Source organism: Streptomyces sp. NPDC001816 (assembly GCF_042892235.1).
Taxonomy (GTDB): Bacteria; Actinomycetota; Actinomycetes; order Streptomycetales; family Streptomycetaceae; genus Streptomyces.
Genome location: NZ_JBIATY010000007.1, coordinates 252371 through 273135, shown reverse-complemented (window position 1 = coordinate 273135; position 20765 = coordinate 252371). Strand labels below are relative to the sequence as shown.

Sequence of the window (20765 nt, the reverse complement as noted above, 5' to 3'; positions counted from 1 at the left end):
AAATCTGGGGTCATCACCCGGGTCCGTATCCCGTCACGAGGATCCGGCCACCCTCATAAGGAGGGCCCATGTCCGTCTCACCTCATCAGCCGGGCGCAAGGGCTCCGCGGGAGCCCGACGACCTGTACGCCACCCCGCCCCCGTGGGACATCGGCCGCCCCCAGCCGGCTTTCCTGTCCCTCACCCGGTCCGGTGTCATCCGGGGCCGGGTGCTGGATGTCGGCTGCGGGACGGGGGAGCACACGCTGATGGCGGCCGCTCTCGGTCTCGACGCCACCGGTATCGACCTCGCCGCCCGAGCCCTGGGCGCAGCAGAGGAGAAGGCACGTGCCCGCGGCGAGAAGGTGCGATTCCTGCGCCATGACGCCCGCGACCTCGCCGGTCTCGGCGAGCAGTTCGCCCCCGTGCTCGACTGCGGTCTCTTCCACGTCTTCGCAGGCGAGGACCGCACCGCGTACACAGGCGGCCTGCGGTCCGTCCTACGGCTGGGCGGGCGCTGCTTCATGCTCTGCATCAGCGACCGGGAGCGCGGCGTCTGGGGCCCTGTGCACAAGGTGACACGTGGCGACGTCGAAGCGGCGTTCGCCGACGGCTGGCAGATCGACTCCGTCGAACCGTCGGCCATCGAACTCAGCGTCGCCCCGGGCCACGTCGACGCCTGGTTCGTCGCTGTGACCAGGATCTGAACCCTCTTCACCCACCACCGCCCCGAGGATCGCCATGCCGAGTGCCGAAGCCCGCGTACCCACTGACCGGCCGAGCCGGTATCTCGTCCAGCTGTGCAAGCACTTCAGCAACAAGGGCCGCCACCTCGGCCACCGCGCGCGGCCACATCATGGCGGGAACGCCACGCCGGTGCCGGGAACGCACATGCCGCCCGAGCTCAGGCCGGACCAGATCCAGGTCGAGTGGACCGACACCCATGGTGTCCTGACACTTCCCTGGGGTCGGTGCACCTTGGACGCCGCGTCGGACGCGCTGGTGCTGCGCGCCGAGGGCGACGACGAACAAGGGCTGCGTCGGCTCCAGGACCTCCTGGCCGCGCACCTCGGCAGGTTCGGGAGGCGCGAAGAGCTGCGAGTGGACTGGCGGGAGGCGACGCCTGCCGCCCGGTGTGCGGAGGACGCCGGTAGCGCGGTCACCACCGCGGCATCGACCTCGGCGCGGCGCAGGCACCTCACCTGGGCAGGCGTCACGGTCCTCGGCATCCTGGCCGTGGCTGTCCACCTGGGTCTGGCTGGTGCGGTGTTGTCCGCGCCGCGCTGGACGGGCTGGGCGGCCGGCGCCGTCCTGGTCGCCGTGCTCCTGAAGATCACGGCCGTGACGTTCCTGGGCCGCCGTGTGCACCACCGCAGCCGACGGCGGCAGGCCGGTTAGGCCACGCCGCTCTGCGGGGCTTAAGACGTGCGCTGACCGGCGGCGCACAGCCTCACCCGCCCTCCCCAAGCGCCCGTCCTGGCCGCGGCTTTCCACCGTGCGGCGACGACAACCGCGTCACCGCGTGAGCAACGACGGTCACACCGGGGCGCAACCTGCTCGGTCGACCGCTTACTGGTCAGCGGCCCGGAAGCGGCGCAGCCGCAGGCTGTTGCCGACGACGAAGACCGAGGAGAAGGCCTGGGCCGCGCCGGCGATCATGGGGTTGAGCAGACCGGCCGCGGCGAGCGGCAGGGCGGCGACGTTGTAGGCGAAGGCCCAGAAGAGGTTGGAGCGGATGGTGCCGAGGGTCTTGCGGGCGAGGCGGATGGCGTCGGCCGCGACCCGCAGGTCACCGCGGACCAGGGTCAGGTCGCCGGCCTCGATCGCGGCGTCCGTGCCGGTGCCCATGGCCAGACCCAGGTCGGCCCGGGCCAGTGCCGCGGCGTCGTTGACTCCGTCACCGACCATGGCGACCGAACGGCCCTCGCCCTGCAGGCGCTTGATGACGTCCACCTTGTCCTGCGGCAGGACTTCGGCGATCACGTGCTCGGGTGCGATGCCCACCTCGGCGGCCACCGACTCGGCAACAGCCTGGTTGTCGCCGGTGAGGAGGATGGGGGTCAGGCCGAGGGCACGCAGGAGACGGATGGCTTCGGGGCTGGTCTCCTTGACGGCGTCGGCGACTTCGAGGACCGCGCGGGCCTCGCCGTCCCAGGCGACCGTGATGGCCATACGGCCGGCCGCCTCGGCTTCGGCCTGGGCGCGCTGGAGCTTTGGCGGCAGGGTGATCGCCCACTCGGCCAGCAGCTGCTCCCGGCCGACCAGGACGGCGTGTCCGTCGACGATGCCCTGGACGCCGAGGCCGGGGATGTTGGCGAAGTCCTCCGGGCTGGGCAGCGTGCCGACCCGGGCGGCGGCTCCGGCGGCGACGGCCTGGGCGATCGGGTGCTCGGAGGAGTGCTCCAGGGCACCGGCCAGACGCAGGACGTCCGTCTCGGTGGTGCCCTCGGTCGTCTCGGCGGCCGTGTGCACGGCCAGCAGGGTCATCCGGCCGGTGGTGACGGTGCCGGTCCTGTCCAGGACGATGGTGTCGACGCGGCGCGTGGACTCCAGGACTTCGGGGCTCTTGATGAGGATGCCGAGCTGGGCGCCGCGTCCGGTGCCGACCATCAGCGCGGTCGGTGTGGCCAGGCCCAGGGCGCAGGGGCAGGCGGTGATCAGGACGGCGACGGCGGCGGTGAACGCTGCGACGGTGTCGCCGGTGACGCCCAGCCAGACGCCGAACGTGCTCAGCGCGAGGAGGATGACCACCGGGACGAAGACCGCGGAGATCCGGTCCGCGAGCCGCTGGGCCGCTGCCTTGCCGTTCTGGGCGTCCTCCACCAGCCTGGCCACCCGGGCGAGTTGGGTGTCTGCGCCCACCCGGGTGGCTCGCACGATCAGTCGTCCGCCGGCGTTCAGGGTGGCACCGGTGACAAAGTCCCCGACGGTCACCTCGACCGGGACGGACTCGCCGGTGAGCATGGCGGCGTCCACGGCGGAGGAGCCCTCGACGACCGCACCGTCGGTGGCGATCTTCTCGCCGAGGCCGACGAGGAAGCGATCGCCGACCTTCAACTCCGCAACGGGTATGCGTTCCTCCCGGTCCCCGCGCAGCACGGTGACCTCCTTGGCGCCCAGCTCCAGCAGGGCCTTGAGCGCCGCGCCCGCCGTGCGCTTGGAGCGGGCCTCGAAGTACCGGCCGGCCAGGATGAACGCGGTCACACCGGCCGCGGCCTCCAGATAGATGTTCCCGGCCCTGTCACTGCGGGCGATGTTCAGCTCGAAGGGGTGCCTCATGCCGGGCATGCCGGCCGTTCCGAAGAACAGAGCCCACAGCGACCAGCCGAACGCGGCCGACGTACCGACCGAGATCAGCGTGTCCATGGTCGCGGCGCCGTGCCGGGCGTTGGTCCAGGCGGCCTTGTGGAAGGGCCAGGCAGCTTACGTCACCACGGGCGCCGCCAGGGTCAGCGACAGCCACTGCCAGTACTCGAACTTGACGGTGGCCTCGACACCGTCCATGCGGTTGAGCTTCTTCTCGACGCGGGCGGCGCAGGAGGCGCAGGTCATGCCACCGATGACGAATTCGACCTCGGCGGCACCGGGCATGGTGGTGGTCATGTCTGCTCCTCGCAGCTCACGAACGCGGCGGGTGTGGATGGCGGGAAGGGCGGGGGTCGGGGCCATGGCGGCGACCCCCGCCCGATGGTGGGTGGTCAGGCCTCGACGCGGCCGGCGTGGTCGTAGCCGGCCTCGTCCACGGTCTCGGCGAGCGTTGCGTCGAACGCCTCGTCCGGTACGGCGGCAGTCGTCACGGTGACGAGCCCCGTGCCGATCTCGACGTCCACAGCTATGACGTCGTCCAACGCACCCACGGCCTGGGTGACGACTCCCTGGCAGTGCGCACTGCCGACGCCGTCGACCTTGTAGACGGTCCTGGTCTGGGCGGCGGTGTGGCAGGTCCCCTCGGGCGTGCAGCAGCCGGACATCGGTGTCTCCTCGCGACAGGTCTTGCATACCCACTGGGGGTATCTGGCAGCTCCATGTATGCCTATATCCCCCACCCGTATGCAATGCAAGAATGTCCACGCGACCTGGTACCCCCCAGGGGTATAGTGAAGTGCATCGAGTCGCCTCCGGGCGGACAAGAGCCACGGAGCGCGGATCGCCAGGAGCTTCGCCGACTTCACATGATCGGCACCTTTTGCTGCAGGACCTCGGCCCTCGGTGACGAAACCTCCTGCTACGCCGCGCCTCCCCTCCAGCCCTGATACGGCCCGGGATCCACGCGGTCTCGACAGGGCCTCCTGGGGCCTTGGTCCGCGGGGCTTTCACGCCTGTTCCTCGGGTCGGCGGGGGCCGGGCCCCGTAGAAGGTGCCGCAGGACCCGGTACAGGAGCAGTCCGCTGATCGTGAGCAGGAGCAGGCCGGCGGCCACGGTGATGTCGGCGGCCGTGGATGCCGGGGCGGCGAGGGCCTGGGCGGTGCCGCCCGCGGCCAGGACGGCGACGGCGGTCAGGGTCCACAGGCTCACCTGGGCGCGGGACATGGCGTCATCCCCCCATCAGGTGCTGGGCCGCGGTGGTGACGGCCTCCAGGATCGTCAGTACGACCATGAAGGCGACGACGGCCGCGCCGAGGATCATCGCGACCGGGCGGCGGCGCCAATGGCGTTCCGGGCCGCGGTCGACGAACGGGAGAATGATCAGCAGGGCGAACAGGACCCCGGCGCCCCACAGGATGCCGGACAGGCCGATCCAGTTCTCCAGGGTGAACAGCCACCAGTACATCCAGGGCGGCTTGGTGACCTCGATGCCCTCCACGGGGGTCGCGCCGATACCGGGCGGGAAGACGACGGCGAGGACGCTGAGGACGGACAGCAGCACCAGGCCCAGGGCACCGATGCGGCGCAGATGGTGGGTGAAGGGCTCGAACGGCTCTCCGGACTCGGTCGGGTTGTCCGGACGCGGCGAGATGCCGTGCCGTTTGACCAGCAGGGCGTGCAGCACCAGCAGCGCGAGGATCAGCATCGGGATCAGCGACACATGCGCCATGTAGAGGCGCACCAGGAGCGGGACCTGGCCCGAGAAGTCGGAACGGAACCAGAAGCCGAGGCCGCCCAGCAGTTTGCCGATCTCCAGGTTGTGGCTGAGGGCCTCGTAGCCCTCCTGGTCCCACTTCAGGACCGTTCCCGTGAACATGGCGCCGATGATCAGCGCGAACATGCCCACACCGATGAGGTAGTTGCCCTCGCGCGGGCGCTTGTACGAGCCGGTGAGGTAGATGCGCAGCAGATGCAGGATCGCCAGGACGTACATGGCCTCGGCGGCCCAGTAGTGCAGGCCGCGCAGGTACTTGCCGAGGTACACGGCGCGTACGAGATGGCGCACGGACTCGTTCGCGAAGGCCGGGTCCGGGTTGTAGAACTGGGCCATCACGATGCCCGTGGCGATGAGGATTAGCAGGCTGACCGCGGTCAGGCCACCGAGGCTGTAACCGATGGTGTTGGCGTGCGAGGGCACCGGGTACTGAATGGCCTTGATGCCCAGACGCTCGTCGACGGCATCCATGAACCGCCGTGTCCTGCTTGCCTGTTCGGGGTGTTCGGGCTTGTTGGGCGGTTCGGTCGGCGACGGCGCCGGTTCCATGCGGGTCATGACGTGCCTCCCCCATGGGTGTCGTGCGGGCGGACCCGGATCGCGAGGACGACGCCCGCGGCCCCTACGGCGGCACTGACGCCCAGCAGCCCCCAGTCCCCGGCGTGCAGCGGACCGCGGCCGTGCAGCGGGTCGGCGACGACGAGCGTGCCGGTCTCGGCACCGGTGATCGGCAGCGGGCTGTTGATCGGCACCGGGTCGGCGGGGGTGGTGGCCAGGCGGGCGCCGATGGACCGCTCCAGCAGGACGCGGGTGGCGGTGAGGTCGCCGGACTTGAACGCCTGCTGGGCCTTGCGGACGTAGGCGAGGTCGACGTGGGAGGTGTCCTTGGCCTCCAGCGAGTCGTTGATCTTGTCCTCGATGTCCATCGAGTCGTGCGGCCTGGTCACCAGGTAGGCGATGCCCTGGCGTACGAGGTCGAAGGCCCGCTCGCTCCCCTCGTCGTCGTGCGCGAAGGCCGCCGGGCCGGACAGGGCGAGCAGGCCGGCGATGAGCAGACTGGCGGCGGCGGTGCGGGCGGGCGCTCCGGGCCGCCGTGAGCGTCCCGTGGACGCTGCGGAGTTGGCGTACACGTCAGCCTCCAGGAAGGTGGGTGAACCCCTCGGGCCGCCGGTTTCGTGCAGGACTGTTGTGCGGCCGGGTGGAGGGCGGGGCCTTGCGGCAGCGGGGAACGAAGCGCGGGGTACCTCCCGCGTACGCGTCCCACTCGGGCCCGAACCGGCAGGCCACTTCCCGCTCTTCGCTGCGGGCGAGGCGGGCGTAGACGTACACCAGGACCGGGAACATGATCAGGGTGGGGATCGTGGGCCACTGCAGCAGGAACCCGATCATGACGAGCAGGAAGCCGTCGTACTGCGGGTGCCGGACGTGGGCGTAGGGGCTGGTGGTGGCGAGCCGGTCGTGCCGGGCGGCCTCGTGCAGCACCCTCCAGGCGGCGGCGATCAGCCAGAAACCGGCGCCGATGGCGACGTAGCTCGCCAGGTGGAAGGGGCTGAGGTGGGGGTCGTACTTCCAGCCGATCAGGTCGTTCCACAGGTGGCCGCCGGCGTGGGTGTCCTTCAGCAGCGGGAAGCGGGAGCCGAGCCAGCTGCCGAGCAGGTAGATGGTCAGCGGGGTGCCGTACATCTCCGTGAAGAGGGCGACCAGGAAAGCACTGTAGGCGCCCATCGCCCTCCAGTCCCGCCCGGTCTTCGGGTGGAAGAAGCTCGCGGCGAAGGCGATGAACAGCAATGTGTTCAGGACGACCAGCGCCCACAGGCCGTAGGCGGCGTCAGCCATGACGGCCTCCTCCCCGGATGCTCGCGTGCCGGGTGGTGCCTGGGGGCCGCTCGCCGTGGGCGAGCCGGCTCATGCGGGCCTGGTGCTCGGCTGCCGTGATGCGGCCGTGCAGCAGCAGGCCGGTACTGCGCCGCTCGACGGCCTCCAGCGCGGCACGGCGGCCGCGCAATCGGGCGAGCGGCGGGCAGCGGGACACATACGGGGTGACCAGGCGGACGGTGTCGTAGACGAACCAGGTCAGCATGGCCGCCCCGAACAGCAGGGTGATCACCGCGGACATGGTCCGGCCCCCTGTCCTCCGGCCCGGCCGGCACCGTACGGCGGACGGTCGTGCTTGGTCAGCGGCCGGTCCTCCGGGCGGTCATCGAGGTGCTTCCCTCGGAAACCGTGACCGCCGTGCGCGCCGCCGTCGCCGCGCATGCCGCGCATCATGAACATCATCATCAGCGGGCAGGCGAGAGCGATCGCCAGCACGAGGATCGTGCCGACCGGCACGCCCAGGGCCAGGACACCGACCACGGCGATCGCGACCGCGACCGCGTACAGGCCGTAGATGCGCTGATCGGTGCTCATCACGGGCGTCCTCGGAGTGTGCCCGTCGGAATGCCGTCGGGTGCCGGTCAGCTCTTGCTGAGCGAAGGCCCGCGGCCGGCGTGCAGAACGGCCATGCGCCGGTTGTACTCGTCCTCGTCGATCTCTCCGCGGGCGAAGCGCTCCGCGAGGAGCTGCTCGGGGCTGGGTCCGGAGGGCGGAGTGACAGGCGGTGTCCCGGTGCCGTTCGACCGGGCCAGGGCCCGGAAGAGCAGAACACCGAGCGCGATGATCACGGCCCAGAAGAGGATCATGCCCGCCGACATCGCGAACCAGCCCCATCCGCTGACATCGTGGTCGTACCAGAACATCACGGTGCTCACCTCGTCGCGGGCCACGGGACGCGGGTCTGGCGCCTGCGGGCTGCCCGGTGCCCTCACCCTCACCGTGCGCCTTCACCCCCGGGCAGGTCATGGGCCGAAGCGGCCAACGCATCCGGGCCATTGGTCCCTTACCCAGCGGGGGTATCCGGAGGAGGGTGGGAAGTGGCCGCGGACAAGGACGGAGAGAAGGTCCGCCATGGATACCGCAGACATCGTCGTAGTGGCCTTGGCCACCGTGCTCATCGCCGCCCTGGGCTGGTACTTCTTCGGGCCGCGCCGGGCCCGCAGCGCCCGCCTGGAAGGCGGGGTGCAGCGCGCGGAGGTGACCGTGCGGGGCGGGTACAGCCCCGATGTGATCCGGGTGCGGCAGGGCGTGCCGGTGGAGCTGGTCTTCGACCGGCAGGAGTCGGGGGAGTGCACCAACCGTGTCGTCTTCCCTGATCTGCGCGTGAGTGCCGGGCTGCCCGCGTACGCACGCACCGTGGTGCGACTGCGCCCCGAGCAGGCGGGGTCGTACGAATTCGCGTGCGGGATGAACATGATCCGCGGCACGCTCGTGGTCGACCCGGGCGGGGGTGCGGAGGGTGGCCCGGGCGGGGGTGCCGAGGGTGGCCTGGCCGACGAGGCACCCGCGGTGCCGGCCGGGGGGACGCAGGAGCACGTCTCCGCCGCCGACGCCGAGGCCGCGGAGGCCGCGGAGCGGCAGGCGGAGATCACGGATCTGTTCCGCCGGGTCGTGGTCGGCGCGGTGCTGACGCTTCCCGTGCTGTTCGCGGTGATGGCACACGAGCTGTTCGGCGCCGACTGGGTGCCGGGCTGGATGCTCAACCACTGGCTGCAACTGGCGCTCATCACCCCGGTGATGTTCTGGACCGGATGGCCCATCCACCGCATCGGCTGGCTCACCCTGCGCCACCGCGGCGCCGACATGAACTCCCTCATCACGCTGGGCACATCCGCCGCCTACGGATACAGCCTCCTGGTCACCCTGGCTCCGTCGCTGCTGCCGGAGAACCTGCGCGAGGTCTACTTCGAGGCCGTCGGCGTCATCCTCACCCTGATCCTCCTCGGCCGGTTCCTGGAGGCGCGCGCCAAGGCCGGCACCGGTGAGGCGATCCGCGCACTGCTGGGTCTGCAGGCCCGTACCGCCCGCGTCGTACGGGACGGGGCCGAGGCCGAGATCCCGGTGGACGAGGTCGTGGTGGGCGATGAGATCGCCGTACGGCCGGGGGAGAAGATCCCCGTCGACGCCGAGGTGCTGTCGGGCGCGTCCGCCGTGGACGAGTCGATGGTCACCGGTGAGCCGATGCCGGTCACCAAGCGGGCCGGGGACACGGTGATCGGCGCCACCGTGAACACGACCGGGTCCCTGCGGGTGCGGGCGGCGAAGATCGGCGCGGACACGATGCTGGCGCAGATCATCCGGATGGTGCAGCAGGCCCAGGCGTCCAAGGCGCCGATCCAGCGGCTCGCCGACGCGATCTCCGCGTACTTCGTCCCCGCGGTCATCGCCGTCGCGATCGCCACCTTCGCACTCTGGTACACCGTCGGCCCGGCGCCCGCGCTCACCCTGGCCCTGGTCTCCGCGGTCTCCGTCCTGATCATCGCCTGCCCTTGCGCACTGGGCCTGGCCACCCCGCTGTCCGTGATGGTCGGTACCGGAAAGGGCGCCCGGGCAGGCATCCTGATCCGCTCCGCCGAGGCCCTGGAGACCGCGCACAAGCTGGACACGGTCGTACTGGACAAGACCGGCACGGTCACCGCGGGCAAGCCGGTCCTGACCGACGTGCGTCCGGCGGACGATTTTGGTGAGGCGGAGGTGCTGCGGCTCGTCGCTGCCGCCGAGGCCGACAGCGAGCACCCCCTTGCCACCGCGATCGTCGCGAGCGCCCGCGAACGCGGCCTGACCGTTCCCGCCGCCACGGCCTTCGACTCGGTCACCGGTAAGGGTGTCCAGGCTACCGCCGACGGCAAGGCGGTCCTCGTCGGCACCGCCCGTCTGCTCGCCGACGTCGGCATCGACACCGCTCAACTGGCCGCGCAGGCCGAGGAGTTCTCCGGCCAGGGCAAGACCCCCGTCTTGGCCGCCGTCGACGGGCGCCCGGCGGGCGTGCTGGCCGTCGCCGACACCGTCAAGGACGACTCGGCCCAGGCCATCACCGCCCTGCACCGCCTCGGCATCGAGACCGTCATCCTCACCGGCGACAACGCCCGCACCGCCGCCGCCATCGCCCGCCAGGTCGGCGTACGGCGGGTTCTCGCCGAAGTCCTGCCGGAACACAAGGCCGACGAGATCCGCCGTCTCCAGGGCGAGGGCCGGATCGTCGGCATGGTCGGCGACGGCATCAACGACGCCCCCGCGCTGGCCCAGGCCGACGTGGGCATGGCGATCGGCACCGGCACGGACGTCGCCATCGAGGCCGCCGACATCACGCTCATCTCCGGCTCGCCATCCGGCGTGGTCACCGCGATCCGCCTGTCGCGCGCCACCATGCGCAACATCAAGCAGAACCTGTTCTTCGCCCTGGTCTACAACGCCGTCGGCATCCCGATCGCCGCCGGAGCCCTCTATCCGCTCTGGGGCATCCGTCTCAGCCCGATCATCGCCGCCGCGGCCATGGCCCTGTCCTCCCTGTCGGTGGTCACCAACGCCTCCCGGCTGCGCCGCTGGCGTCCCGAGCCTCTCGCGGAGGCCGAGACCTCGGTGCAGGGAGACCTGATCGTCGAGGCGGCGGGGGAGCCTGCGGAAGGACCGGGCGCGGCACAGACCGTGACCGACCCGGTGTGCGGCATGCAGATCGATCCCGCGACCGCCGCGGAACAGCGGGACACCCCCGACTACACCTTGTCCTTCTGCTCGGCCCACTGCGCCGACGCCTACGACGCCGAACCCGGCCGCTATGCCGGTACGGCGGCTGCGGGCAGCGGCATCCGGCATGACAAGCACGAGCACCACTGACACGAGGGTGCGCCTCGCCCGTCGACCTCCGCTGCGCGCGTGCTGGTGTCATCGCGCGTGGAGCAGGGTCGGGCCGGTGCGGCCCGACCCGTTGTCACATGTGATGCCGCGTGGGTCAGAAGGGCTTGGTCGGCAGGTACTTGCCGTCGAGGGTGATGACGGCGCGCTCGCCACCTTCGGGGTCGGTGACCTTCTTCACGTCGAGCTTGAAGTTGATCGCGGAGATGATGCCGTCCCCGAACTGCTCGTGGACCAGTGCCTTCAGGGTGGTGCCGTAGACCTGGAGCATCTCGTAGAAGCGGAGGACCGAGCGTGCCCATGATCATCCGGGTCAGCCGGCCGAGGATCTGCCGGAACTGCCGCTTGTCGTACTCGATCCAGTCCGCAGTGTCGTCGGAGAACATGAACCCGTCCTGCCGTGTCCAGGTTATCGGCGGCAGGTTCTCGGCGGCCACGACGTCGCGGACGTGCCGGATGCCCCGGCCGACCTGCGAGCGGGTCAGGCGGGTTGCTGCCATGAGCTGGTAGGTGCGCAGGCCCGCTGGCCTCGCTTCCATTGGGGCGAAGCGGACTAGGTCGCCGTAGAGTTCGGCCAGCGGCCGGGCCTGCCGGCGTCGCGGCACGGCAGTGGTCAGCTCCGTGACGACCCGCACCCTCTCGGCCGGGGTGACGTGCTCAGTCACCGCCGGCCGCTTCAGCAGATCGGTGGCGACCTGCGCGGCCACCTCGTCGTCCCGGGTCAGGTCGGCCACGGCCTGGACCTTCTCAGCCACGGTCACCGGCCGGTCGACGCGCTGGCCAACGACCCGCTTCGCGCCGTCCGGCGTCCAATGCCGAGCCTCCGTACGCGGGTTGAACGACGCGTCCTCGATCGCAGCCCACCGCTCGTCCTCGTCCGCTACCGACGCGAGGATGCGGTGAACCGTCAACGACACTCGCTCCTTGCGGCGCTCCTTCGGCCACCGGTTGGCGGTGTAGCGCCAGTCCTCCACCGTCCGGCGCTCAACGCCGATGTCGTCCGCGAACAGCTGCAACGACTCCGTCACGGTGACCAAGTCGTCCGTGCCGTTCGGCATCGACCCGCCCACCGACCGCATCGGCTCGATCTCCAACGCCATGTCGCCCAAAGCGAACTGCGCGGTCCCGGGGACAGGCACGACGAAGCTCCTGGCGGTCGGCGGGTGGTCTTGTCGTCGCCCCGTCTGCCAGGAGCTTCGTCGCTGCGTACTGCTTGGGTGCCTCACCTTGGAGGTGGCCCCGTGCGTGAGCCGTCTTGCGTGGTCGGCGGGATCAGCAGGGGAAGGTGCCGCTGTAGATGGCGTGTCCGTAGGAGGAGCTTCTGGAGCCGAAGCCGTAGACGCCGTCGTCGCTCCAGACCGCTTCGCGGAAGCCGTTGACGCAGGTCGACCTCGGCGCGATCGCGAAGCCCTCCAGGTTGTCGGTCGGCATGACGGCCGGGTTCGTGTAGGCCACGTCCGGAACGATCGCGCCGCCGGCGTTGACCTTCAGGAAGGTGTGCGTCTCGCCGCAGGTGTTGTCGCAGGTCGCGATGATGCGCTGGGTTCCGGCGTCGAACATCACGTCCATCACGGAGGCCTTGCCGGTCGCGATCGTGCCGAACGTGGTGAACGTTCCGTCGGAGTTCAGGCCGTAGACGTGCAGCGTGCCGTCCCACTCCAGGCCGGCGAAGAACAGGCCCGACCCGTGCAGCGGGTAGTTCGCCGGGTTGTAGGCGGCGCCGGTGAGCGGGTCGACCCAGCCGTTTGCGGTCAGCCAGCTGTCCGGTACGTAGCCGACACCCTCGAAGCCCAGGTTGGCGTCGTCCTTGCTGCCGGTGTTGAGCTGCGGGAACTGCGAGGACATGTCCCACTGGTGGATCGGCGTGAGCGTCGAGCCGGTCGCGGCCGGGTCGAACTCCGTGATCGTGTCCTTGGGGACCGTGTTGTGGGTGTTGTCACGCTCGGAGGTCACGTAGATGTGGCCGTTACCGCCGACCGTCAGACCCTCGGAGTCCGGCTCGCCGGAGCCGCCCAGAAAACGGATCTGCTTGCCAGTTGCGCTCCATGACGCGTCCGGGATCCACTTGCCGTTGCTCTTGACCAGCTTGAACAGCCAGTCCTTGTTCTTGGCGGCCCACAGCACCGACGGGTTCGCAGGGTCGAACGCCAGACCGCTCAGGTCCCGGCCTTCAGGACCGGTGGACGTGGTGAACGCGCAGACGTCGTCCGCGATCGTGACGTCCAGCCCGCCCGGCCACGCCAGGGTGCCCGCCGGGGTGGAACCCGTACCGGAGGGCGCCTCGGGGGTGCAGCCGCTGGTGAGCGAGCCGCCGCCACCCAGCAACTGGCCGGTCTGACCACCACCACCACCGCCACCGCCGCCTGAGCAGGAATTCGCGCTGCCGAGCGTCGCGGTCGTGGAGGTCTGGAACGAGCCGGTGCCGTTGGTGCAACGCTCGTCCGACGGCTTGGCGTCACCGGCCGCCCAGGTCACCGAGTCGACCGTGTTGCCGTTGCTGTCGAGGAGGAAGACCGAGTCGTTGTCACCCAGACCGATGGTGGAGTTGAACGTGACGTAGCCGCCCGCGGGAATGCTGGTCGCGCTCGGCGAGGAGGACGAGACCGATGCCGGGGAGTGGCTGGTGTCACTGTCGACGTACTTCCACGCCCCGATGCTGACCGCGCTCGTTCCGCCGTTGTACAGCTCCACGGTGTCCGCGCCGTCCGAGGTGACCTCGTTGATCCGCACCCGGCTCGACGGCGGGATCGACGACGGGCAGCCCGAGGCGTTCGAGGCGCCGAACGTGGACGCCGCGGTCGTGGTCACCCACCCCCCGGTGCCGTCGCCGCCGCAACGCGCCATCGCCGGCTTCGCCCCGTTGATGGCCCACTCAACGCGGTCGACCACCGTGCCGCTGGACGTGTAGATCACCAGCTTGTCCGAATCACCGAGCCCCTTGGGCGAGTTGAAGGTGACGAAGCCGCCGGCCGGGATCGTGCTCGAGGAAGGACTGAACGACTGCGGCGAGAAGCTGTCGTCGGACATCTTCCAGCCACTGATGCTCACCGCGGTCGAGCCGGTGTTGTACAACTCCACCGTGTCGTTGTTCGACGAGGTGACTTCGTTGATCCGAACGTTCTGGTAGTCGGCCGGGTCCGCGGCAGCCGCAGGCTGAGCGGCAAGCACGCCTGTGACGAGCAGTCCTGAAAGCGTGAAAGCAGCGGCGCATACGGATGCGACGCCGGCACGCGAGCGTGAGGTAGACACGAGGCGGGACTCTGGCGACGCGATCTTGAAACAGCGTGTACTCCAACTGAATTCCAGCTGCTGGCCACCGGAACGCCAGGCGCCCATCGCTGCCTGGCGATGCGAAGGCGCCGCCGAAAACGGTCACGAACACCAGCCTGGACTGCACAGACCTGGCCGCTGTCGAAAGTCGTGAACAAGTGCTGTCGGAAGTCGGGTTCTGGCTCAAGCTCAGTGGTGGTCCGTCGCCGTGCAGTGGATCGGTCCGGTGACGACTGAGAACGGGCACGTCAGCGGCGGAGTTCCTGATTCCGAACCTCGGAGCAGGCCCCGTTCGCGCTGCGGACCATAGCCTCGGCCCGCCGGCTGCGTCGGAGGCGGCGGGCCGGGCGCTGGCGCCGGCATGTGTCCGTGAGCCGGTCCCGGCTGTGGCAGTCGAGCTGTCGCCCTCTCCCACCCAGCTTCTCCGCTAACCTTGCCGCCGGTCGCCAACTGGGGTGCCAACGAGGCCGGGAGAGAAACTTCGTGGTGAAGGTCCTTATCGCCGGGGGAGCCGGTTACATCGGTAGCACGGTCGCCTCGGCCTGCCTGGACGCAGGCGTCACCCCCGTGATCCTCGACAGTCTCGTTCGGGGCCGCCGTGAGTTCACCGAGGGCCGCACTTTCTACGAGGGTGACATCGCGGACGGGGCACTGGTCGACCGGATCTTCTCGGAGCACCCGGACATCTCCACCGTGGTGCACTGTGCGGCGCTGATCGTGGTGCCCGAGTCCGTCGCGGACCCGATCGGCTATTACGAGGCGAACGTGGCCAAGAGCCTGGCCTTCGTCAGTCACCTGCACCGCAACGGCTGCGACCGCATCATCTTCAGCAGCTCAGCCTCCATCTACCAGGCCGAGGACGGCTCGCCCGTCGACGAGGACTCGCCGCTGGCGCCGCAGAGCCCTTACGCACGGACCAAGGCCGTGTGCGAGGAGATGTTCGCCGACATCGCCGTGGCAGGGCCGCGCGTGTTGTCTCTTCGCTACTTCAACCCGGTGGGGGCCGACCCTCAGCTGCGTACAGGGCTCCAGCTCAAGCGGCCCAGCCATGCCCTGGGCGTGCTCATCCAGGCACACGAGGAAGGCCGTCCGTTCCCGGTCACGGGGACGGACTACCCGACACGTGACGGCTCGGGCATCAGGGACTACGTGCACGTCTGGGATCTCGCCGCGGCCCACATCGCGGCGATCGAGCGTTTCGACTCCATCCTCGTGGGGGCGAAACGCTCGATCGCGATCAACCTGGGCACTGGCTCGGGCACCACGGTTCGGGAGCTTTGCGCCGCGTTCAACAACGTGGTCAGCACGCCCCTGGCAACCATCGACACCGACCGGCGGCCCGGCGACGTTGCCGGCAGCTACACGAAGAGCGACCGGGCGGCCGAGTTGCTGGGGTGGACGCCGATGCTGTCCCTGGAGGACGGCATCCGGTCTGGCCTGGACTGGATGCCGGTGCGCGACGAGCTGTTGAAGGACTGAAACCGCGCTCTGCTGCCAACTCGGTGTGGCCGGGCTGCGGCGGAAGAGGGGTGGCCCTGCTCATGGGCGGAGCCAGCATGCTCAGTCGCGTTCGTGCTCCCGTGAGGTCCACTGGCCGCTGCAGCGGACGTTCCGGCGGGCGATTCGCCTGCTCATCAGGGGACCAGGGCGGACTGCATAACGACGCTGCCAGCAATCGCTGAACCTGCCGCGATCAGCGCTACCTCCACTCACTCACGACGACATCCTCTCGCGTGCGGGCGGTACTCGGACACGCGGGGTGCCCGACGGGGGGACATCCCCATCTGCTGACGCGTACTCTCCAGCCGCAGCGGAGATCAACTGCCTGCCATCACACCCGTGCAAGGGCGCACGGCCCAAGGCGGCTGGATTCGACGGCAACGGACAGAAGCCGTCGACGAACGACGTCCGTTCTCAGGTGTTTTCGAACCCGGGGTGCCTGGGCGATCCGGGAGGCCCTACTGGTCTTTTCCGCGCCCGCCAGCGTCTTTGCCCGCGACCGGTCCGATCGACGGGCGCGGCTGGATCGCTTGCTTGACGCTCTGCTACGCGCTTACACCCCCGAGGAGGTCAGAGTGGCGGCCGCCCGGCGGACCAGGCCGCCGATCTGAGCACTCCGCGAGCCGCCTGCCTGTGCCAGCCCGTGTACCAACCGCCCGTATACTCCGGACCCGAATCCTGACCCAGCCGTGAGCTTTGTCAACAGCCCGAAGGGCTGGCCTCACGGCCAGAGGTCAGCTCCATCGCGCCCGCTGGGATCCATCGTCAGGAGGTCTTCATGCAGGCCCGACAGGGCTCGCCCAGTCGGGGAGCCGTCTTCACTCGACTCCATGACGACCCAGCCGACATCCACACCCGACGCGTTCACATCGCCACCGGCATCCAACTCGTCGAGCGTCGCGAACACCGCCTCATAGGCAACAGCTCGGACCAGGCGAACAAGGTCCTCTCTGTCCGACCCGGCGGCAAGAAGACGCTGGGCGGCAGGCAGTTGATCGAGCGAGCCCGGATCGGACCAGCCGTCAATCGCACCCCGCCACAGTCTCCGCAGCAGCACAAATCGCGCGAGCTGCGGAAGGTCTTCCAGGACCTCCGACTTGATCAGGTCGACAGGATCGGTCACGCCGAGTGCGCTGAACTGGGCACCCAGCCACTCCGCAGCGGCCTTACGCGGCACGTCCAGGCTGTTCAGCCATTCCTGCCATGTTGGTTGAGGATCACTCACCGCAACAGAATGCCCTACGGTCGGGGAGGCGGGCCGTCGGTCGGTTGGGTGCGGAATGGAACGCCTGGGCGCATGCGCCGGCTACCCCGGTGAAACCTCACGCGTCCGTGGCTGGCGGCTGAACGACTGCACCGGCATTCCGCTCGACCGGGTCCAGATCTTCGACACCCAACTGCATGGACCTCGTCACCTGCGAGCCTCTTCCCAGCGGTGCGGGAGCATCCGTGACCGTAATTGGCGACCGTGCGCTACCGAGGGATAGTCTCGCGCTCGCATTGATCACCATCCGAGACTCAACAACGGGGATTCCCAGGCATGTCGACGCCTCCACCGCAGTATCAGAATCAGCCGCCGTACGGGCAGCCGCAGCAACCCAACGGATACCCCCAGCAGCCGCAGGCGCCGTACGGACACCCGCAGCAGCCACAGGCGCCGTACGGACACCCCCAGCAACCGCAGCCTCCCCGTGGGCCGCAGCGACCGCAGCCGGGCGGTCTGGGGCGGATGCTGAGGTCCGCCGTCATCGTCATAGCGGTGTTCGGCGCCCTCGGCTATTGGGTCTGGGACTACAACACCGATCCCAACGGCGGCAAGGCGAAGAAGGAGGCCGAGGCGGCGTCGCACAACCCCACCATCGGCGACTGCGTCAAGGTCGAGGACCCTCAGGGCAGCCCGGTTCCGACGGTCGTCGACTGCGACTCTCCCGAGGCCGAGTACAAGATGGGCGACCTGGTGGTCGCGAACCAGCAGTGCGGGGCCGAGTACGACTACGGCATCAAGGTCACCCGCCGGGGCAGCGGCTCCACGATGTGCTTCACCAAGCTCTGAGCCTCTGATCCCGTTCGGGGCCGCCGTTCGCAGGAGCGGGCGGCGGCCGCGCGGGCTCTCGGACCAACCGGCCTCCCACCCGCGGGCCTCATGCTCACGCGCCCGACGCATGGCGACCCGGCTCGCTGGGCCGGACCCTGTGGTGCGGGAGCGGCGTCCTGGCTGCGGCCTCCCTCGTCACCGGCGGCGTTGTTCTGGCCCTGTCCCAGATGGCCGAGCGGAACGAGTGGATCGCCGGGGCGGTGTCGACGTAGTCAGGTTGTGGCCGCGAGACAGCTCAGCGTGCAGGGGGCACCAGGGGTGCGTAGGGCTTACCGGCCTGCGGCGCAGTCGATAGCTATGAGCGAGCCAGTCAACCGCAGACCACCCAGGACACACACCATGAGCCCTCAGGTCCAGCAGGGGCGCGGGCTCGTGCCCGTGCACTACCACCAGTTCCACATCACCGACGAGGGCGGCCCCGCCGGCCCTGACCTGCCCAGCGGGCACAACGGTCTTGTTCAGGTCCAAGACGGCATCGCGGCGGTCCTCACCGGCATCCACACCGGCGATGTCGACGTCACCGTCACCTTCCACACCGAGGCCCCGCAGCCAGGGGACACCGGGTGGGAAGAGATCGTCGAAGTGTCACTGCACTCGGTATCGGCAGAACTCACGGTGCGAGGTCTGATGGCCGACCTCGACGAAGAGTTGCCCATGCTGTCCTTCAACGGCCCAGGCGACTACCGGCTGCGCATCCATGCCCGTGGCCGGGACACCGCCATCGATCTTGCCCCGGACGAGATCACCGAGTGGTACCTCATCCAGGTATGGTCCGCGCCGGGGCAGGAGGCGTCGGTGCTCCGCCAGACCGACAGCTACGGAGCCTGCGTACCGGCGCGCTGACCAACGCCACACGGCAGACGAGCACGCTCGTGCGGACCTGCACAGGCCCGGGGCCTATCCGGCAGTTTCGGGCTGGGCATCGCCCGTGGGCGTCGTCGGCTCCGGGGGATTGGCAGCGGTGTAGAAGACGGACCTGCCCTGCCTGGTCCGCTGAACCAGGCTCTTGGCCACAAGGTTTTCGAGAGTGGTGCGCACAACATTGGTCGCGATGTTGCGGTCAGGGTGCGCGTTGCCGAGTGCCTCGGCGACCTCTGCCGAGGAGCGGGGTTCGCTCTGCTCGGTGAGGTGGCGGTGGATGAGGTCGACCAGGGTGGGCCGCGTACTCTTCGCTCCCGCCTTCTTGGCTGCGGGCTTCGCGCCGGGCTGCTTCTTGGCTCTGGGCTGTTGCGCAGTGGCGGTCTTCGTCGACCGGCGAGCGCCAGACGCAGGCGTGGTCTTCTTCCTGGGGGAAGGCACAGAGGCGCTGTCGGCGCCGGCAGGCTCAAGGGCTGTTGCGGGGACACCGAGGGCCTGTTGGATGCTCACCAGCACGGTGTGGTCATGCTGCAGTGTGGCCAACTGCTGCTGCAGTGCGGTGAGTTCCGCCGTGATCCGTTCCTGCTCCTTGATGTTGCGTTCGAGGTCGCTGGCCACCTGGGTGATGTACTGCGAAGTCAACTCTGTCGCGGTATCTGTGCCTTCGGACATCTTTCTCTCCTCGGTTCGTGGCCGGGCTGAAGCCCCTCAGGGGCCGTTGCAGCGGGTCAGGGAAGATGTTCCGGGCCGCCGCTCGCCCTGGTGCAGCGATAATACGGGCCGGAAGCCCTGTTTCTGCTGTGCGAGCGACGCCTTCCGGTGTAAGAACTCCTAACGAAATGAGTGGCAGGGAACGTTAGGCTCGGTGGTCATGAGTCAAAGTGGTTCGCAGGCAGCGGCATTCTTCCGAGACGTTCGCCAGAGCCAAGTGGTCTGGTTTGTCAGGGATGACGGCGCAAGCCCAACTTCCCTCTCCGCGGACGGCACGCGAAGTCTTCCCTTCTGGTCGACCTCGGCCCGCGCCCAGAGGGCAGCGAAGATCTGGGGGCATGAGCTACGCGTTGAATCCATGCCCTTGGACACCTGGCGCGATCGCGAACTGCCCGATGTCGCCCGAGATGGACTCATGATCGGCATCAACTGGAGCGGGCCGCGCCTCGTCGGCTGGAGCTTCACCCCGATGGAAGTTCTCAACCGACTGGCGGCGGCTGACTAGCTGTGGTGTCTCCGGACGTTGGTTCCACGAAGTCCTCGAACGCGAGCTGCTGTGGGTAGGTATCGAGCGGCTCCGGTGGGCGGTCGAAGGAGACGCGATAGAGGACTCGCCACCGAGGGGCCCAGTATGCCTATGCCCGATGCGGACCGGCCAGGCGTTCGGCCAGAAACTCGCGCTCGGCGTCGTTCCCGGTCAACACCAAAGCCGGCTGGTAGGCGAGCGAAGCCTCCTCCGAGCGGCCGAGGCGATGCAGCAGGTCCGCCTTGATCGCCGGTAGGTACTGGTATCGCGCGAGTCGGCCGTCCTTCTCCAACTGCTCGACCTCTTCCAGCGCCTGTGCCGGACCGGAGACCATCGAGACCGCCACCGTGCGGTTCAACGCCACCACCGGTGAGGGCCACACCGACAGCAGCTCGTCGTACAGGGTCACGATCTGCGCCAATCCGTCTGGTCGTAGGACGGCGCCTCGGCGTAGAGCGACGCGATCGCCGCCTGCAGGACATAGCGGCCCGGCCGACCGCCGCGCAGCCCGTCCACGATCAGGTCGTGCGCCTCGGCCATCGCCGAGCGGTCCCAGAGCGATCGATCCTGGTCCTCCAGCCGCAGCAGGCGACCGTCGGCATCGACCCGGGTGGCACGCCGGGCATCGGTGACCAGCAGCAGGGCGAGCAGCCCCCACACCTCCCGCTCGTCAGGCATCAGCTCCCGCAGCATCCGGGCCAGCCGCAGCGACTGATCCACCAGGTCATTACGCACCAGCGATGCGCCGGACGGCGCGGTGTGCCCGGCGGTGAACAGCAGATGGATCACGCCGAGCACCGCGCGCGCAGCCGATCCGGCAGCTCAGCCGCTCCTGGCAGCCGGAAGGGGATCCGCGCAGCCGAGATCTTCTTCTTCGCCCGGGTCATCCGGGCGGCCATCGTCGGCTCCGATACCAGCAGCGCCCGGGCGACATCGGCGGTCGTCACCCCGCACACCAGCCGCAGCGTGAGCGCCAGCTGCGCCTCCTGCGCCAACGCCGGATGACTGCACATGAAGA

21 protein-coding genes and 3 pseudogenes are annotated in these 20765 nt (G+C 69.4%); 7 read left to right on the top strand and 17 right to left on the bottom strand.

What is annotated here, in order from left to right; translation table 11 throughout:
* The first annotated feature begins 68 nt into the window (after window positions 1-68).
* Window positions 69-686, top strand: coding sequence for a class I SAM-dependent methyltransferase (locus tag ACFYZZ_RS26125; RefSeq protein ID WP_389180454.1), 618 nt, complete (start codon window positions 69-71; stop codon window positions 684-686).
* A 34-nt stretch (window positions 687-720) separates the two neighbouring features.
* The gene (locus tag ACFYZZ_RS26120; RefSeq protein ID WP_389180452.1) at window positions 721-1377 is read left to right on the top strand and encodes a DUF2218 domain-containing protein; all 657 of its coding nucleotides are present in this window, start codon (window positions 721-723) and stop codon (window positions 1375-1377) included.
* 171 nt (window positions 1378-1548) lie between these two features.
* On the opposite strand, the pseudogene ACFYZZ_RS26115 reads toward ACFYZZ_RS26120, so the two are convergent.
* From ACFYZZ_RS26115 to ACFYZZ_RS26075, 9 genes and pseudogenes are all read right to left on the bottom strand, one after another.
* Window positions 1549-3582, bottom strand: a pseudogene (locus ACFYZZ_RS26115) (heavy metal translocating P-type ATPase).
* A gap of 95 nt (window positions 3583-3677) precedes the next feature.
* Window positions 3678-3950 (bottom strand): heavy-metal-associated domain-containing protein, encoded by a 273-nt coding sequence (locus ACFYZZ_RS26110; RefSeq protein WP_389180449.1) that lies wholly within the window; start codon window positions 3948-3950, stop codon window positions 3678-3680.
* Window positions 3951-4204: 254 nt separating this feature from the next.
* Window positions 4205-4510 carry a hypothetical protein gene (locus ACFYZZ_RS26105; RefSeq protein ID WP_389180447.1) on the bottom strand — a complete coding sequence of 102 codons (306 nt, stop codon included), beginning with the start codon at window positions 4508-4510 and terminating at the stop codon, window positions 4205-4207.
* 4 nt (window positions 4511-4514) lie between these two features.
* Window positions 4515-5618: a cytochrome b N-terminal domain-containing protein gene (locus ACFYZZ_RS26100; RefSeq protein WP_389180444.1), complete on the bottom strand. Its 1104-nt coding sequence runs from the start codon at window positions 5616-5618 to the stop codon at window positions 4515-4517.
* Entirely contained in the window at window positions 5615-6190 is a 576-nt protein-coding gene (locus ACFYZZ_RS26095; RefSeq protein WP_389180442.1) for a hypothetical protein, read from the bottom strand. Before ACFYZZ_RS26095 ends, ACFYZZ_RS26100 begins: the two co-directional genes overlap by 4 nt.
* 1 nt (window position 6191) lies before the next feature.
* The gene (locus tag ACFYZZ_RS26090) at window positions 6192-6896 is read right to left on the bottom strand and encodes a methyltransferase family protein (protein ID WP_389180439.1); all 705 of its coding nucleotides are present in this window, start codon (window positions 6894-6896) and stop codon (window positions 6192-6194) included.
* Entirely contained in the window at window positions 6889-7176 is a 288-nt protein-coding gene (locus ACFYZZ_RS26085; RefSeq protein ID WP_389180436.1) for a hypothetical protein, read from the bottom strand. Before ACFYZZ_RS26085 ends, ACFYZZ_RS26090 begins: the two co-directional genes overlap by 8 nt.
* Window positions 7164-7469, bottom strand: a complete 306-nt coding sequence (locus ACFYZZ_RS26080) for a DUF2933 domain-containing protein (RefSeq protein ID WP_389180433.1) — start codon at window positions 7467-7469, stop codon at window positions 7164-7166. Before ACFYZZ_RS26080 ends, ACFYZZ_RS26085 begins: the two co-directional genes overlap by 13 nt.
* A 47-nt stretch (window positions 7470-7516) precedes the next feature.
* Complete coding sequence (locus ACFYZZ_RS26075) at window positions 7517-7798, bottom strand: SHOCT domain-containing protein (RefSeq protein ID WP_389180969.1); 282 nt, start codon at window positions 7796-7798, stop codon at window positions 7517-7519.
* Between the two features lie 208 nt (window positions 7799-8006).
* On the opposite strand from ACFYZZ_RS26075, the gene ACFYZZ_RS26070 reads away from it, so the two are divergent.
* Window positions 8007-10769: a heavy metal translocating P-type ATPase gene (locus ACFYZZ_RS26070; protein WP_389180430.1), complete on the top strand. Its 2763-nt coding sequence runs from the start codon at window positions 8007-8009 to the stop codon at window positions 10767-10769.
* Window positions 10770-10884: 115 nt separating this feature from the next.
* Here the strand turns inward: ACFYZZ_RS26070 and ACFYZZ_RS26065 are convergent.
* The 3 genes and pseudogenes from ACFYZZ_RS26065 to ACFYZZ_RS26055 all read right to left on the bottom strand — a co-directional run.
* Window positions 10885-11079: pseudogene (locus tag ACFYZZ_RS26065) on the bottom strand (cyanate hydratase); the annotation flags it as partial.
* 328 nt (window positions 11080-11407) lie between these two features.
* Window positions 11408-11845: pseudogene (locus ACFYZZ_RS26060) on the bottom strand (DUF6192 family protein); the annotation flags it as partial.
* 214 nt (window positions 11846-12059) lie between these two features.
* A complete protein-coding gene (locus ACFYZZ_RS26055; protein ID WP_389180427.1) occupies window positions 12060-13955 on the bottom strand; it encodes a lamin tail domain-containing protein in 1896 nt (631 codons plus the stop codon).
* Between the two features lie 585 nt (window positions 13956-14540).
* Between ACFYZZ_RS26055 and galE the strand changes: the two genes are divergently transcribed.
* Window positions 14541-15536: a UDP-glucose 4-epimerase GalE gene (gene galE, locus ACFYZZ_RS26050; RefSeq protein WP_389180425.1), complete on the top strand. Its 996-nt coding sequence runs from the start codon at window positions 14541-14543 to the stop codon at window positions 15534-15536.
* Between the two features lie 742 nt (window positions 15537-16278).
* On the opposite strand, the gene ACFYZZ_RS26045 is transcribed toward galE, so the two are convergent.
* Window positions 16279-16782, bottom strand: a complete 504-nt coding sequence (locus ACFYZZ_RS26045) for a hypothetical protein (RefSeq protein ID WP_389180422.1) — start codon at window positions 16780-16782, stop codon at window positions 16279-16281.
* A gap of 504 nt (window positions 16783-17286) precedes the next feature.
* Between ACFYZZ_RS26045 and ACFYZZ_RS26040 the strand changes: the two genes are divergently transcribed.
* Together ACFYZZ_RS26040 and ACFYZZ_RS26035 are read left to right on the top strand one after the other, a co-directional pair.
* Window positions 17287-17610 (top strand): hypothetical protein, encoded by a 324-nt coding sequence (locus tag ACFYZZ_RS26040; RefSeq protein WP_386581608.1) that lies wholly within the window; start codon window positions 17287-17289, stop codon window positions 17608-17610.
* A 381-nt stretch (window positions 17611-17991) separates the two neighbouring features.
* The gene (locus tag ACFYZZ_RS26035) at window positions 17992-18495 is read left to right on the top strand and encodes a hypothetical protein (protein WP_389180419.1); all 504 of its coding nucleotides are present in this window, start codon (window positions 17992-17994) and stop codon (window positions 18493-18495) included.
* Window positions 18496-18549: 54 nt separating this feature from the next.
* Here the strand turns inward: ACFYZZ_RS26035 and ACFYZZ_RS26030 are convergent, their stop codons facing one another.
* A complete protein-coding gene (locus ACFYZZ_RS26030) occupies window positions 18550-19182 on the bottom strand; it encodes a BlaI/MecI/CopY family transcriptional regulator (RefSeq protein ID WP_389180416.1) in 633 nt (210 codons plus the stop codon).
* 199 nt (window positions 19183-19381) lie between these two features.
* Here ACFYZZ_RS26030 and ACFYZZ_RS26025 point away from each other — a divergent pair, with 199 nt between their 5' ends.
* Window positions 19382-19726 (top strand): DUF2750 domain-containing protein, encoded by a 345-nt coding sequence (locus ACFYZZ_RS26025; RefSeq protein ID WP_389180413.1) that lies wholly within the window; start codon window positions 19382-19384, stop codon window positions 19724-19726.
* Window positions 19727-19856: 130 nt separating this feature from the next.
* Here the strand turns inward: ACFYZZ_RS26025 and ACFYZZ_RS26020 are convergent, their stop codons facing one another.
* From ACFYZZ_RS26020 to ACFYZZ_RS26010, 3 genes are read right to left on the bottom strand one after another with little or no spacing between them, the layout of a single operon-like run.
* A complete protein-coding gene (locus ACFYZZ_RS26020) occupies window positions 19857-20156 on the bottom strand; it encodes a hypothetical protein (protein ID WP_389180410.1) in 300 nt (99 codons plus the stop codon).
* Window positions 20153-20536, bottom strand: a complete 384-nt coding sequence (locus tag ACFYZZ_RS26015; RefSeq protein WP_389180407.1) for a DUF6596 domain-containing protein — start codon at window positions 20534-20536, stop codon at window positions 20153-20155. Before ACFYZZ_RS26015 ends, ACFYZZ_RS26020 begins: the two co-directional genes overlap by 4 nt.
* Window positions 20533-20760 carry a sigma factor-like helix-turn-helix DNA-binding protein gene (locus ACFYZZ_RS26010; RefSeq protein ID WP_389180404.1) on the bottom strand — a complete coding sequence of 76 codons (228 nt, stop codon included), beginning with the start codon at window positions 20758-20760 and terminating at the stop codon, window positions 20533-20535. Before ACFYZZ_RS26010 ends, ACFYZZ_RS26015 begins: the two co-directional genes overlap by 4 nt.
* Window positions 20761-20765 lie beyond the last annotated feature (5 nt).

Coding starts and splice junctions, on each gene's coding strand:
- ACFYZZ_RS26125 (WP_389180454.1), top strand. CDS start 69: ATGTCCGTCTCACCTCATCAGCCGGGCGCAAGGGCTCCGCGGGAGCCC.
- ACFYZZ_RS26120 (WP_389180452.1), top strand. CDS start 721: ATGCCGAGTGCCGAAGCCCGCGTACCCACTGACCGGCCGAGCCGGTAT.
- ACFYZZ_RS26110 (WP_389180449.1), bottom strand. CDS start 3,950: ATGTCCGGCTGCTGCACGCCCGAGGGGACCTGCCACACCGCCGCCCAG.
- ACFYZZ_RS26105 (WP_389180447.1), bottom strand. CDS start 4,510: ATGTCCCGCGCCCAGGTGAGCCTGTGGACCCTGACCGCCGTCGCCGTC.
- ACFYZZ_RS26100 (WP_389180444.1), bottom strand. CDS start 5,618: ATGACCCGCATGGAACCGGCGCCGTCGCCGACCGAACCGCCCAACAAG.
- ACFYZZ_RS26090 (WP_389180439.1), bottom strand. CDS start 6,896: ATGGCTGACGCCGCCTACGGCCTGTGGGCGCTGGTCGTCCTGAACACA.
- ACFYZZ_RS26085 (WP_389180436.1), bottom strand. CDS start 7,176: ATGTCCGCGGTGATCACCCTGCTGTTCGGGGCGGCCATGCTGACCTGG.
- ACFYZZ_RS26080 (WP_389180433.1), bottom strand. CDS start 7,469: ATGAGCACCGATCAGCGCATCTACGGCCTGTACGCGGTCGCGGTCGCG.
- ACFYZZ_RS26075 (WP_389180969.1), bottom strand. CDS start 7,798: ATGTTCTGGTACGACCACGATGTCAGCGGATGGGGCTGGTTCGCGATG.
- ACFYZZ_RS26070 (WP_389180430.1), top strand. CDS start 8,007: ATGGATACCGCAGACATCGTCGTAGTGGCCTTGGCCACCGTGCTCATC.
- ACFYZZ_RS26040 (WP_386581608.1), top strand. CDS start 17,287: ATGCTGAGGTCCGCCGTCATCGTCATAGCGGTGTTCGGCGCCCTCGGC.
- ACFYZZ_RS26035 (WP_389180419.1), top strand. CDS start 17,992: ATGAGCCCTCAGGTCCAGCAGGGGCGCGGGCTCGTGCCCGTGCACTAC.
- ACFYZZ_RS26030 (WP_389180416.1), bottom strand. CDS start 19,182: ATGTCCGAAGGCACAGATACCGCGACAGAGTTGACTTCGCAGTACATC.
- ACFYZZ_RS26025 (WP_389180413.1), top strand. CDS start 19,382: ATGAGTCAAAGTGGTTCGCAGGCAGCGGCATTCTTCCGAGACGTTCGC.
- ACFYZZ_RS26010 (WP_389180404.1), bottom strand. CDS start 20,760: ATGTGCAGTCATCCGGCGTTGGCGCAGGAGGCGCAGCTGGCGCTCACG.